General features: G+C 43.1%; 11 protein-coding genes. 6 read left to right on the top strand and 5 right to left on the bottom strand.

The genetic code is table 11. The annotated features are described in order from the left end of the window. Positions 1 to 16: 16 nt before the first annotated feature. Positions 17 to 1,696 (bottom strand): chloride channel protein, encoded by a 1,680-nt coding sequence (locus PATL_RS02810; protein WP_011573455.1) that lies wholly within the window; start codon positions 1,694 to 1,696, stop codon positions 17 to 19. A gap of 113 nt (positions 1,697 to 1,809) precedes the next feature. On the opposite strand from PATL_RS02810, the gene PATL_RS02805 reads away from it, so the two are divergent. The 3 genes from PATL_RS02805 (at position 1,810) to PATL_RS02795 (ending at position 4,377) form a co-directional block, all read left to right on the top strand. After that, positions 1,810 to 2,508 (top strand): DUF6776 family protein, encoded by a 699-nt coding sequence (locus PATL_RS02805; RefSeq protein ID WP_011573454.1) that lies wholly within the window; start codon positions 1,810 to 1,812, stop codon positions 2,506 to 2,508. A gap of 114 nt (positions 2,509 to 2,622) precedes the next feature. Beyond that, entirely contained in the window at positions 2,623 to 2,967 is a 345-nt protein-coding gene (gene erpA / locus PATL_RS02800) for an iron-sulfur cluster insertion protein ErpA (RefSeq protein ID WP_011573453.1), read from the top strand. 309 nt (positions 2,968 to 3,276) lie between these two features. After that, entirely contained in the window at positions 3,277 to 4,377 is a 1,101-nt protein-coding gene (locus PATL_RS02795; protein ID WP_011573452.1) for a calcium sensor EFh, read from the top strand. Positions 4,378 to 4,526: 149 nt separating this feature from the next. Here PATL_RS02795 and PATL_RS02790 read toward each other — a convergent pair whose 3' ends face one another. Further along, positions 4,527 to 5,048, bottom strand: a complete 522-nt coding sequence (locus tag PATL_RS02790; RefSeq protein WP_011573451.1) for a DUF2937 family protein — start codon at positions 5,046 to 5,048, stop codon at positions 4,527 to 4,529. A 119-nt stretch (positions 5,049 to 5,167) separates the two neighbouring features. Between PATL_RS02790 and PATL_RS02785 the strand changes: the two genes are divergently transcribed. Continuing rightward, positions 5,168 to 5,560, top strand: a complete 393-nt coding sequence (locus PATL_RS02785; protein WP_041713230.1) for a hypothetical protein — start codon at positions 5,168 to 5,170, stop codon at positions 5,558 to 5,560. A 137-nt stretch (positions 5,561 to 5,697) separates the two neighbouring features. Beyond that, positions 5,698 to 6,303, top strand: coding sequence for a DUF2726 domain-containing protein (locus tag PATL_RS02780; RefSeq protein ID WP_011573449.1), 606 nt, complete (start codon positions 5,698 to 5,700; stop codon positions 6,301 to 6,303). A 91-nt stretch (positions 6,304 to 6,394) separates the two neighbouring features. Here PATL_RS02780 and mdh read toward each other — a convergent pair whose 3' ends face one another. Beyond that, positions 6,395 to 7,330, bottom strand: coding sequence for a malate dehydrogenase (gene mdh, locus PATL_RS02775; protein ID WP_006992742.1), 936 nt, complete (start codon positions 7,328 to 7,330; stop codon positions 6,395 to 6,397). A gap of 165 nt (positions 7,331 to 7,495) precedes the next feature. Here mdh and argR point away from each other — a divergent pair, with 165 nt between their 5' ends. Next, positions 7,496 to 7,960 (top strand): transcriptional regulator ArgR, encoded by a 465-nt coding sequence (gene argR / locus PATL_RS02770; RefSeq protein WP_006992741.1) that lies wholly within the window; start codon positions 7,496 to 7,498, stop codon positions 7,958 to 7,960. Between the two features lie 90 nt (positions 7,961 to 8,050). On the opposite strand, the gene PATL_RS02765 is transcribed toward argR, so the two are convergent. Both PATL_RS02765 and PATL_RS02760 read right to left on the bottom strand, forming a co-directional pair. Then, complete coding sequence (locus PATL_RS02765; protein ID WP_011573448.1) at positions 8,051 to 9,226, bottom strand: endonuclease/exonuclease/phosphatase family protein; 1,176 nt, start codon at positions 9,224 to 9,226, stop codon at positions 8,051 to 8,053. A 69-nt stretch (positions 9,227 to 9,295) separates the two neighbouring features. Next, a complete protein-coding gene (locus PATL_RS02760) occupies positions 9,296 to 12,322 on the bottom strand; it encodes a TonB-dependent receptor (RefSeq protein WP_011573447.1) in 3,027 nt (1,008 codons plus the stop codon). Positions 12,323 to 12,866 lie beyond the last annotated feature (544 nt).

The following is a 12,866-nucleotide window of genomic DNA, read 5'->3' as shown; positions in this document are numbered from 1 at the left end:
GGCAAAGCACATCATATTAATATTGTGCTTTGTGTAAATAGCTACGCAACATGTTCCAAGTAATCACACCTGTGATATTACTTGGTTCATTTTCATAAACATACACCGCGCCCTCACGACTGCTTTGCAGCAATTCATAGACTTCGCCCAGGGTTGACTGAAACGACACCCCTTGCATGGCATAAAAAGCCAAGGATGATTCTTCTCTGCTAAGACTAATATCGTATTGAACTAACGAATACTGCACGTCAATTTCAACACTGTTTCGCTGCACCACTGGGTGTGTTGGTGATGTCTCTAAAAATTGTAAAATATGGTGTTGTTGGGCGTTATTGAACAACTTAAATTCTTTGTCCATCACCGCTAGCACGCCAGTTCTTTGCAGAGCTTCCAATACAGATGACGTACTGTAAGGCAACTTTTGATAATCCAACTGGCGGATGAAGATAGAGCTGTTTCCAAGAAACTGAGTCGAAGTTACATAGGCAGGCACAATAACTAAGATAGCGGGCAAGATAAGTTCAGGGCTATAGGATAACTCCATCACGGCTGACAGAGCGGCTAGCGGAGCATGCACTACAGACGTCATCAAACCGGCCATGCCAAGCAGAGCAAAGCTACCGCTGAGTTGTTCCATATTATCTACAGCCAGTCCCAACGGGGCAGCCAATAAGGCTCCACTTAACATACCCAGTACGAATACCGGCCCCATGATCCCACCTGGAACCCCTAGCCCAATGGCAATAATAGTGATAAAAAACTTAGCGCAAAGCACCGCTACCAGTAAAACAACATCTTGCTGCTGTAGCACCATGTCATGTACAGAAAAGAAATGCGCGCCTAACGCTTGGGGCAGTATGTAACCCACTGCGCCGGTAATCAAGGCGGCAATAAGCAAGCGCTTTATCATGTTAAAACGCTGAAAAATATGCATAACTTTCATCAAGGCATTGTTGAAAAGAGTCGCTAACGCACCGAGCAATATTCCAAACAAAATCAAATACAGGTATATCCAGCGGCTGAATTCAAAAAATTCTATAAAGTCGAGCTCTTGCGCTTGACCAAATACCGCTCTGGTCATCACGGTGCCACAAGCCGCCGCTAACATGATAGGAATAAAAATATGGATCTTATATTCGCGCAGTACCACTTCCATTACGAAAATGACGGCAGCAAAAGGTGTATTAAACGAAGCAGATATACCAGCGGCGATTCCGCATCCCGACAAGATGCGAATACTGTTATCAGGCAGTTTTAACCATTGTCCAAAAAAACTACTACCTGCTGCGCCTAAGTGCACCGATGGGCCTTCTCTACCAACAGAAAAGCCGCTCGCTAATGCGAATGCACCACCAAAAAATTGATTGACCGTCGTACGAAAAGGGATATGTCCGAAGCGTTTTTTAACGCGGTGGATCACAAAAGGAATACCCATTCGGTAATGCTTAAAACCAGTAAGGTAGGCAACACACAAAATAAGCACTACGCCTATAACAGGCATGATCGCCCGCTCTAGAGTAGATAATGTCGTAAAATTATTCACTTCATCAAGATAAATAAGCTGCAGCCATTCCACGCTTAAGCGGAATAATATGATCACCGATGCAGCGCAAACACCGCCAATAATACCCAATACGCACAATTGAATAGAGGTGCGCGGTGTAGCCAGCTCTTGTCGAAAAGCATTAAGGGACATATATTAGCGCTATTAATACGTTAGGGAATGACAGCATCTTACCACAAGCCGCTGTAATGTAAGGAATTACCTTATATTTCTGGTTTTATTGTGCTGGCGAGGTAAAGTAATTTGTGAATTATACAGAGTTAAAACAGCGCTTCGGCCCTTATCAGTTTTACGCCTTATGTTTAGTTATTCTATTATCAACCGGCTACTTAGCTTTTTCTTTTGGCTATAGACTCAGTGATGAACAACAAACACTCTTAAAGCAGCTTAAAAATAGTAGCGAGAGTCTGCGGCTAGAGAACGCGGAGCTATCACGCCAAGTAAATGTAATGAGTGTTGAGTTAGATATTGCGACGACCACCCAAAAAAAACTCGCTGAAGAAACAGAACTTGCGCTCGCTCGGGAAGTATCTTTGCGTAAAGAGCTTGGATTTTATCAACAAGTGATGGCCCCTGAGCTAAGTGCGACAGGCTTAGGTATTGATGGATTCGCTGTCGAGAAAACCTTAAGTGAAAACTATTATCGCTTTAAATTAGTACTTTTACAGCAAGATAAAATCAAAGCTACGCTCAATGGTACTGTACAATTAGTGATACATGGCAGTGAAAATGGACACCCCAAAAGCTATCCTTTAACGTCACTCAGCGACCAAGGTCCACTAACATTTCGCTTTAAATACTTCCAAATGTTAGAGCAGGAATTTACCTTACCAATGGACTTTTTAGCCGAAAAAGTGGTCATCACTGCTGATGTTTATAAATACAAACGTAAACTCGGTGAACTAAATAAAACCTTTGATTGGGTACTATCGACGAGCGAATAGTTGATAAGATTAGTCAGGTATTAGATAATAGCGGCATTATGTAGCTCGCTTACAGTAAAATCTTAAGATCCGCGCTATCCCCTATTCACTTATTTGTATACACAGAGGTAATTTATGTCGGTGCAAACAGCAGTTCCAATCGAATTCTCCGACGCCGCCGCACGTAAAGTTAAGGCGCTTGTCGAGGAAGAAGAAAACCCTAATTTGAAATTACGTGTTTATGTTACTGGTGGTGGTTGTTCAGGTTTTCAATACGGCTTTACCTTCGATGAAAAAGTAAATGACGGTGACACGACCATAGACAAAGATCAGGTGACCTTGGTGGTTGACCCCATGAGCCTTCAGTACCTATTAGGTGGCGAGGTTGATTACACTGAGGGTCTTGAAGGCTCTCGTTTCTTAGTCAATAACCCAAATGCGACCACGACATGTGGCTGCGGCGCTTCTTTCACCGTATAACCCCCGCTTATCAAACGTGAGACTGTAACGTGCGGTTTCACGCGCCTTTTTAATGCTCTTGGGTACTATTTTCTTCCCCGCTTTTTCTCCCGTGCTTTTTCTCCCATTTTTTTCTCCTATATTGCTTGATGAATTTTTTTCATTTTGCGACTCCATTATTACGCAACATACTGTTAACAGAAAGAACTGAATATTGGTAACTAGCTGAATAATATGAGAATTATTTAGTGGCACGAGATATGTATTATCGCCTTTGAAAGTCACATTTGTGTATTTTTATATGCAGATATACGAACCAAGGATTTGATTATGAAGAAACTCACCTTAGCATCGATTATTACCAGTGTATTAGCTACCTCAGCATTTGCGGCGCAACAGGATACGACGACTCAAGAAAGTGCGGGGCAAGAAAGTGCAGGGCAAGAAAGTACACCGCAAGCTACCGATAGTAATTTCGCGACGTTAGACACCAATGAAGATGGCGCCATTTCACAAGGTGAAGCCAGTAAAGATAATGTTTGGAATTATTTTGTCAAAGTCGATGAAGACGAGAACGGACAATTAAGCCCCAGAGAGTTTAACACCTATGCCAGCATTTACAGTAAAGCGGACATAGGATTGGCAGATACAGTTGTCACAGGCAAAAATGCCAACACCACTGATTCAAGCGACCAACTTTCCACATCTGGCACTAACGCAGCGATAGGTGATACATCAGAGTCGATGGCCAAAGCCGACAAAGACATGGTCGGTACCGAAAGCGCTGCAAAAGAAGCAAACGATAACCCCGAAGACATGGCCGACACGCAATTAAGTCAAGCCAAGCAAAATGCCATTTCGGCCAACGCACAAAACAGTAATGCAAAGCTTGATACCCAACTAACTGAACATGATAGTCATGATGACGTAAATGCCAGTGCAGGTGCAGGCATAAATAACAAAATGAAAGACGCAGAATCAAACGTCCAAAATGCACTTGATAATGCCAAAGAGCTAAGCGCGAAAGGACAAAGCCCACTCGATCACAGTGCAGATGCAATGAACAAAGAGCTCGAATCCACCGGGGTCGAAGGCCACGCAAATGAAGTCCCAGCGAAAAGCGAAACAGAACAGCAAAATTTGGCAGCTTCGTCGGATGTATCCATCAACGCAGATTTAGAAAGTAACAACCCTGCACTGAAAGCGCCTGATCAACCAGCCCCGGTCGAGCAAGAATTTTCAGAGGTAGATACGGACGCTGACGGATTTATCAGCAAAGAGGAAGCAAAAAATGCAGAAATATCAGAGCACTTTGACAACGCAGATATAAACAGTGATGACAAAATTAGCCAAGAGGAATACGACACCTTTGTTAAGGGGCAGCAATTAACCATGCGTTATTCCGTTCGCTATCCTTATGAATCAGAATAAACGCAATTATTTCGATAGGTGCAATTAACTGCATTCAGCCGGTTTGTCATCACGCAAGCCGGCTTTCACTTTTCCTGTATGACTTACGGCTATCAATCTTTATAAAAAACGAAACACTAAGAGTAAGTGAGCGCTCACATCAGCTCCAATTAATTGCGTTTACGTACCGCGTGAAAGCACACTGAGCAAGTTTTTGCACTTATACCTATCGTCATATCAAACAGGGCTGCAAACAATAATGCGATACATATCCCCCACCCTAACGCTACAGGGTTCAATGGCACCGTGTAACTATATTGAGTGATCGTCTCTTGTAAAATTTGAGGGTTGTATTGAGTTGCCAAATAATACGCACGTTGTACGACGCCCTTGTTTAAATTGTCCCATTGAACTTGCAGCAGGCTGGCACGGCTAAAAATAAGCTGAACATTCTTAGCATCTTGGCGGAATATCGCATCTTCACTTTGCTGATAATGACGAATTAATTTTTGCATATCGCCTTTGAAGTAACGCTTTGCCGTTTGCTCAAAGCCAGCTAAATTTTGTTTCGCTTCAAGTAAGTGAGCGTCAACGCGTTTCTGATACTGGTCAATAAAGACTGGGATTTGTACGCCTGAAAGTAATCCAATGGCAAAAACAGCCAAACGCAAATACTCTCGAACAATATTCATTTACCCTCCTCCAACCGCGCTATACGCATAAATGGGATGCTATACCTAAGATACGGTATCAGAGATTGTCAGTTATTCATCATAAATCTATTATGCTGGTACTTTATACGGAGTATCAGATGGGGAATACAATAGCAGTCGTTAAACGCAGCACGCTTTGCTTACTTATTAGCGGAGTATACTCGGGCGTCCTAAGCGCACAAAACCACGCGCTAAACGCTGACAGTGGTGCCCCAACGACTTGCCCCGCGGCTTTTCATGGGATTGATATACCAACAGACGCCAGTGCTTGCCTTTTATTTGCCGACGCGCTTCCAGCATCATTAACCTACCATAGCAAACAGACTCCCAATGATCTTCTCGCGTTTTTCCGACAGCATATTGATGGGCCAATCTCACAAAAGTTATCCCAAAATCGCATTCTTATACGCCTGCAAAACGACCACAAAATTATTGTTATTTCCCCAGATGGAGCAGGCAGCCAAGTAGATATACTTATCAACTCTAAATAAATGGGGATTGATAAATGGGGATTAAAAGCCCCAGCTAATAAAACGGACAGACCTCTGGCACTCTCTTTGCAATATCTCCTATAGACATCAACACAGGCGGAAACTGTCAAAAATTTGGCAGGCCCATAGGAGCAGGTATGGAATTGGCAATTATCTTAATGATGATATTGATTGTGGTGGCAATCGGTGCAGTGAAATTAAATGAACCCAGCTTAACCTTCCCGTTTAAAAAGAAGACTAATTTATTTACTCCTGTAGAGCGCAGCTTTCTGGCTCTTATCGATGAGGCTGTGGGCAACCAATTTAGAGTAATGTGCCGAGTTAAACTGTCTGATGTGGTCGCCACAAGGGAAAGCACCAGCAAGAAAGCAGGCAAAAGTGCATTGAGTCGTACGAGCGGCCGCCATTTAGATTTTGTTTTATGCTCAAAAGCCGATATGTCACCTGTGGTGGCTATAGACTTAGTGCATGCCACACAAAACGGCAAAGACGGCTATAAACGCCAACGCGATTGGTTTGTCAGCGGGGCACTAGATGCGGCTCGGATTCCCCATGTGCGCATTAAAGTGCGCTCAGGGTATACCGCGCATGATATACGCCAGTGCATTGATGCCAAATTAGCGTCAGTGCGTATTGCCTCAAAAAGCACCCCATTAGTTGCAGGCACTGCAGGTCAAGTTAAAGATCCTAACATCGCCACACGCCCAACGAAGCCTTTAGGTCAAGATCCTATGGCGGCTTAACCTCAAAGGACGTTGTGCAGTATTGATTTGCTGAATAGCAGATATAAAAAAACCAGCATCTGCTGGTTTTTTTTGATTTTAGGAAAATGAATTAGTTATTAACGAATTCAACACCTAGTTTTATGTCGCCACGTAGGCCTTCAAGCATTGACTCTTTTGCTTTTTGCTCGAAGTCACTTAGCTCACCGTAAGGTAGAATTTCTTCTACGCCATTCTTGCCCAAACGAACTGGGTGTGAGAAGAATTGTGCGTCATCACTGTTGGTTTCAACATAGGTGTATTCAACCACATTTTCACCGCGCATTGCAGATACAAGCGACAAACAGAAACGAGCAGCGGCTTGGCCCATTGATAAGGTAGCTGATCCGCCGCCTGCCTTAGCTTCAACCACTTCTGTACCTGCATTTTGGATACGAGTCGTCAAACTAGCAACTTCTTCATCAGTAAACTCAACACCTTCCACCTGAGAAAGCAGAGGAAGAATAGTGGTACCGGAATGGCCACCGATAACAGGAACATGCACGTTGGCAGGGTTCAAGTCACGTAAATTGCCCACAAAAGTTTCAGCACGAATAACATCTAGTGTTGTTACACCGAATAATTTGTTCTTGTTGTATACACCCTTAGCCTTCAACGCTTCTGCAGCAATTGCCACAGTCGTGTTAACCGGGTTAGTGATGATGCACAAACAAGCTTCTGGGCAATTGTCCGCAACACTGTCAACTAGGTTTCTAACGATACCAGCGTTGATGTTGAACAAATCAGAACGGTCCATACCCGGCTTACGTGGAACACCAGCAGGAATAAGAACAATGTCACTGCCTGTTAACGCTTTAGCTAGGTCGTCTTTACCAAAACCTTCAACTTTTACGTCAGTAGGGATATGACTTAAATCAACCGCAACACCAGGTACGACAGGGGCTACGTCGTAAAGGGCTAGCTCTGTACCAGCTGGCAATTGAGTTTTTAACAACAATGATAATGCTTGGCCTATACCGCCAGCTGCACCTAATACCGCTACTTTCATAATTCTCTCCTGTGGAATGCTAATCAATTCGCGAACGAAACACTAATGCAAGACCCGCGAAAAAACAAATAAATGCTGAGCTGAAAATGTTCGAATTTGAATGTGAGGGCAAATTGCTTAAGTTCAAGTACTAAGGCAAAATAGCCACTATAAATAGAGGAATATATGGCTACTCATAAGCAAGAAGAACTCATCAAGGCATTTAAGGATATCTTAAAGGCCGAAAACTTTGGCTCTCAAGGGGATATTGTCGACGCACTCAAAACGCAAAACTTCGACAATATCAGTCAATCCAAAGTATCCCGTATGCTCAGTAAGTTCGGTGCAGTGCGAACGCGTAATGCCAGAGGAGACATGGTCTATTGTTTACCTCCAGAGCTAGGCATGCCTACGGCTCGCAGCCCGCTTCGTCAATTAGTGTTAGATATAGTGCACAACAATGTGATGATCATCATCCGCACAAGTCCAGGAGCGGCGCAGCTCATTGCTAGATTGTTAGATTCCTTGAGTCAAAAAGATGGCGTTTTAGGCACAATTGCGGGCGACGATACGATTTTTATTGCTCCGTCTGATATCAACCAAATTGAAGAAATCCGCATGCGTGTCGAAGCGTTATTCGAAAATGTATGACGCGGCATGTTGCCTGAACACACTAGAGCCTGTACACACACTAGGACTGTACAGGCTCATCACTAACGTTTAGAACGCCGTTGAGCGCTATCACTCAGTAACGTCTACATCTACCCACACCAAGCGATGATCGGATGATGCCTGGCGATTTTGGATCAATCGATAGCTAGCCTCGTCAGATGTTGGCCAAAATACGCCACTGGTGCTTACCTCACCCAGCTTCTTACTAGGAAGAACATAATCAGCCCGCATACGCCAAAAAGCGGTATGAGAAGCTCCCAGAGCGTTTTCAGGGCTATGCACTGCGCCGCCTGCACTCATAGGAATATTGTGGCTATTCACCTTTGAATTTTTAAGCAATGAGCCAATGCCGTCTTTGTGACCATCACCTTCTTCAGCAGAGGCATTCAAGTCACCCAAGACGACAAAATGCTCACTTCTTAGTCCGCCCCTTTGCTGTTTATCATCATAAATATAATCAGCGCCCTTACCACCCGATATGTAATCAGTCCAAAAACGGATCTCATCGTGGTTTCGCTTTCCATTTCGGTTTTCCGGGCCATCAAAAACCGGCGGTGTGGGGTGGCTTGCTAGAACATGAACTAGCTTACCATCGATGCTGATGGGTACATCCCAATGGGACTTAGACGACAACCTAAATATGGCTTTTGCCTGAGGTGAGTACCAATCTGCCCCCTCTTCAGTTTTTACACTATTAAGTAGCCCGTTAGGCATATCCTTCCACAGAAAGTGTTGAAACGTTCTTAATTGTTCACGCTCAATGGGAAAACGACTGAGTAAAACCATGCCGTATTGCCCTGGATACAAACCAAAAGCAAAGGTATCGCCACCATTGTCAGTGGACGTTCCATTATGGTTAAGGTCGACCCCAGAAGGCACGCCCGTATTCACAGGTGCGATGTAGTAATAAGGGTAATCAATGCTCTTGGTGCCTAGCTGAGAGACGGCCAAATAGTGACTGATAAATGCTTTTACACCCTTATCATCATCTGAGGTGTAATCAAACTCATTCAGTAAAATAATATCAGGGCGCACACGCTGAATAATCTCAGCAATGTTCTTAATCTGTTGGTTGTCGCCGCTCTGCAAGTTTTCAAACAATTCCTGGCCGGTCGGCGTTACTCCTTTAGGCAAGTAATTACTCGCCTCCATACTCACGTTAAACGTCGCGATCCGCACTGTTTTCGCTTCCGGCACTAAAGGAACTCCTACAAGTAAAACCAATAATCCAAAAATTCTATGCATATTTACATCCTCAACACCAATAAAAAAGCCGGCTACAAGAGCCGGCTTTCAATCATAATCATTTAATGATTAGAATCTGTAGTTAACACCGATACGCATTTCCCACAAAGATGCATCACCTTGGCGACTTTGAGGAGATGAATTACCTATTGTCGCAGTATTGAAAGAAACTTCTTCCAAGATACCCCAATCATCGTTAAGGAAGTTAGTGAAGTTATCCATGGTTAAGCTCACCGTTGCCGAGTGACCATCAGCAAATGCTGGTATCTCTTGTCTTACCGCAATATCAACCTTGGTCCACCAATCACTCTCTTGATCGTTACGCTCCGCTCCGATAGGTAGCACACTATTGCTATCTAGATACGGTGTAAATCCAAAAGCACTATTGCCGTCATCTTGAGATAGCGTGAAGCTATATGGTCGACCTGATTGCGCCAACGCATACATGTTGAAGCGTGTTTCTAAACCTGCAAATAGCTCTACTGCGTAACTAAAGTCTGCAGTGAAACGATGCTCAATATTCCAATCTGACAATGAAGATACATCTTCATTAGGGTTAGTAAACGCACGATATTGATAGTTAGAAAATGCAACCGAGCTGGTCATAGGCTGCACATCTTCAGCATGGTTATACGAGTAACCAGTTACTAAGCGCAAGCCGTTATCCCAAGTTTTCTCTAGAGTACCAGTCAGTGAATATGACGTTGACACCTCATCAGAATTTGTCAATTCAAGTGAGCCATAACCGTTTCTGTCATAATCCACATAACCAGCATCGGTTATGCCAACTTCTTCAATACCAACGTATTTTATCATCGCTTGGTCTTGTGTAAACGACACTAATAAATCTGCATTTAAAACATAATCTGAGTCAGTAACATGAGTGATACCCGCTGATACTTTCCACTCACTTGGCATTTTAAAATCTGGATCTAAATTATTTGACTCGAAGTTACCTGCGTTACCGTTGTCTAACAAGTCATCAAGTTCAGATGGAACACCATAACCTGGTCCAACCGGTGCGCCATCTTCAACATTAACCCAAACAACATCGTCATCGAATAAGCTGCGAGAGCCATCATCATAACCAAAATCGCCGCCGTCTACTTCACCGCCAGTTACATTGGTATTTTGATAGTTATTGGTCATCCATACGTTCGGGTTACCACCAGAGAATAGACCAACACCACCACGGATTTCGGTACTGTCACTTAGCGTATAGTTCAAACCAATCCGTGGTTGTAACAAGCTAATACCGTCCAAGTTAGCAGTGTTGCTATAACCATTGCCTGCAAGAAAATCTGCATTCTCTACAGGTTTGTCTGATGTAGTTATCCAGTCGTAACGTAAACCTGCGATTACTTTCAAATCATCAGTTAAATAAAACTCATCTTGAAGGTAAGTGCTGTGCGACGTGTAACCCCACTCAGCAGCTCGGTCATTAATGTCTCCAGAATAAGCATGGCCATACTCAACGTCACTAGCGATGCCATTTTCAAAATCTGCAATGCTATCAAAAGAAAGTGACGTTTCAGCATGCTGTACGAAAATGTTATATATTTCTAAGTCGTCGCTCTCATAACCAAACGTAAGTGTATGACCGTTATCCATGTAGTAGTTACCACGGAACATCATGCTAAGTGCGTCCCAGTTCAAGTCATTCACTTGACGGCTATCATCCGAACCTAAAAAGACAGTCATGTCTTCTAAAAAGATCTTAACTTCACCGAAGTCATTCCCACCTACTGTGCCATCACCCGTTAAAGAGTTTTGACGATTGTCCAATTCGGTATAAGAAAGGCGTACTTCAGTTGAGAATTTGTCATTCCAGTCAGAGTACAATACGCCTGAATACGAGGTTAGCTCTGCGCCACGTTCGTAAAAGTGACTAGAAAGTTCAAATTCATCTGAATCCCCATCTGATTCAGCAAAATTATTGCCGTCATTCCAGTTATAGGTAAAAGACGCTCGGTGTTGCTCGTTTATGTTCCAATCTAATTTGACTAAAAGCTTTTCATCTTCGTTTGCAAGGCTTGAAGGGACCGTCCCCGGGTCAAACTGATATAAATCATTCGAGATACGGATAATGTCATCTAATTGCGTTTGCGAGAGAGCAACCTCATTGATTGCACCTGAGCCAGCTACGCCTCGGTCAAAAATATTGGCGCCTTCTAGCTTCTCGTATGCAGCGAAAATAAATAATGTATCTTTGATTAGCGGGGCACCTACGCTAAAACCGTAACGCTTCTCAGTGTAGTCACCGAGATTAATGTCGTCGCCTTCTAAAGAATCACCGCGCAAGTCATTGCTACCGTAATCATAAAAAGCAGAGCCATGCACTTCGTTGGTACCTGTTTTACTTACCGCACTGATATTACATGCTGAGAAACCACCATATATAACGTCGAACGGTGCGATTTCTACTGCAACACCTTCGATAGCATCATAAGAGAAAGGCATTCTTTCAGTTGGGTAACCGTTAGAGTTAAGGCCAAACAAGTCATTCATGCGCACGCCATCAACTGTCAAGCTGTTGAAACGAGGGCTTTTACCCACACACTGAATACCGCCGCTTCCACCTTCATCAACGTAGATACGAGGATCGATTCTAACGATATCAGTCAAGTCACGATTAATCGCAGGGGCATTTTCTAACGTGGATAGGTCAAAGTTAGCACCCGGGCCAATTTTACCAAAAGATAAGCTGCTGATTTGTGAAGCTGACACAGCGATGCGTTCAATATTTTCTTCACTGGCCAAAACGCGATTAATGGGCGCCGTTTCACCTAAGCTTAAATAAACATCTTCTATCGTTTGGTCAGCAAAAGTATTTGAGTCAAGCTCAATAGTGTAAGGACCACCAACGCGTAAACCATTAAGATTAAACGTACCTGCAGAGTTAACAGTTGCCGTTTTTACTGCACCAGTTGGTACGTGAGTGACTTTAACTACAGTACCTGCCGCAGGGTTACCATTTGGGCCTACAATTTGCCCTGTCATTCCTGAAGAGGTGGTTTGCGCAAGAGCAGCAGACGACATGCCTAATGACATGGCTACCGCAAGCGCGATGCTGGTGAGTTTAGTTTTTCTTAGCATTGTGTGTTTCCTAAGGTTTGTGAGTATTAAATCGTGTTAATTTTTATGCCGCTATTATTTTATTTTTATGTTGCATTTATATTACTGCACTGACCAGTAATCAAAAAATTTGACTAACTGGTCAAAAATTCCCTACCCGCTTTCTAATTTTCTTTTTGAACGGTCACTTTTATTTTTATACGTCATGAGGTGACACGATTTGTGACAAACTTTGACTTAGCCAGTGTGAACAAATTTCGCTAAGTAAAAACCCCTCAACAACATTCATAACTTCTTATTATTAATCATTTTAAATCAATAAGTTAACACCTTCAAATAAATTTACCTATTGCTTTAAGTAAGACTAACTGGTCAAATCAGTTCAACAAGTAAACATACCGAACTTGAGTGCAGAATAGAATTTTGTCGATTAACGCGATTGCCTTGCCTATCCTATCCGGAATATTTATGCTCGCCAGCTGGTATGCAGGTGTCTTATCAAGCGTAATTAAAAGTGAAAATTTATCTAATTTAATTTCACAATCGCTCACTTGCCAAACACAAT

The sequence above is a fragment of the Paraglaciecola sp. T6c genome (genome assembly GCF_000014225.1).
In the GTDB taxonomy this organism is placed as follows: domain Bacteria; phylum Pseudomonadota; class Gammaproteobacteria; order Enterobacterales; family Alteromonadaceae; genus Paraglaciecola; species Paraglaciecola atlantica_A.
This window is presented reverse-complemented; position numbering and strand designations above follow the sequence as displayed.

Bases quoted from the DNA above. Each gene is read 5' to 3' on its own strand.
- PATL_RS02810 (WP_011573455.1), bottom strand. From the start codon at position 1,696: ATGTCCCTTAATGCTTTTCGACAAGAGCTGGCTACACCGCGCACCTCT.
- erpA (WP_011573453.1), top strand. From the start codon at position 2,623: ATGTCGGTGCAAACAGCAGTTCCAATCGAATTCTCCGACGCCGCCGCA.
- PATL_RS02795 (WP_011573452.1), top strand. From the start codon at position 3,277: ATGAAGAAACTCACCTTAGCATCGATTATTACCAGTGTATTAGCTACC.
- PATL_RS02790 (WP_011573451.1), bottom strand. From the start codon at position 5,048: ATGAATATTGTTCGAGAGTATTTGCGTTTGGCTGTTTTTGCCATTGGA.
- PATL_RS02785 (WP_041713230.1), top strand. From the start codon at position 5,168: ATGGGGAATACAATAGCAGTCGTTAAACGCAGCACGCTTTGCTTACTT.
- PATL_RS02780 (WP_011573449.1), top strand. From the start codon at position 5,698: ATGGAATTGGCAATTATCTTAATGATGATATTGATTGTGGTGGCAATC.
- mdh (WP_006992742.1), bottom strand. From the start codon at position 7,330: ATGAAAGTAGCGGTATTAGGTGCAGCTGGCGGTATAGGCCAAGCATTA.
- argR (WP_006992741.1), top strand. From the start codon at position 7,496: ATGGCTACTCATAAGCAAGAAGAACTCATCAAGGCATTTAAGGATATC.
- PATL_RS02765 (WP_011573448.1), bottom strand. From the start codon at position 9,226: ATGCATAGAATTTTTGGATTATTGGTTTTACTTGTAGGAGTTCCTTTA.
- PATL_RS02760 (WP_011573447.1), bottom strand. From the start codon at position 12,322: ATGCTAAGAAAAACTAAACTCACCAGCATCGCGCTTGCGGTAGCCATG.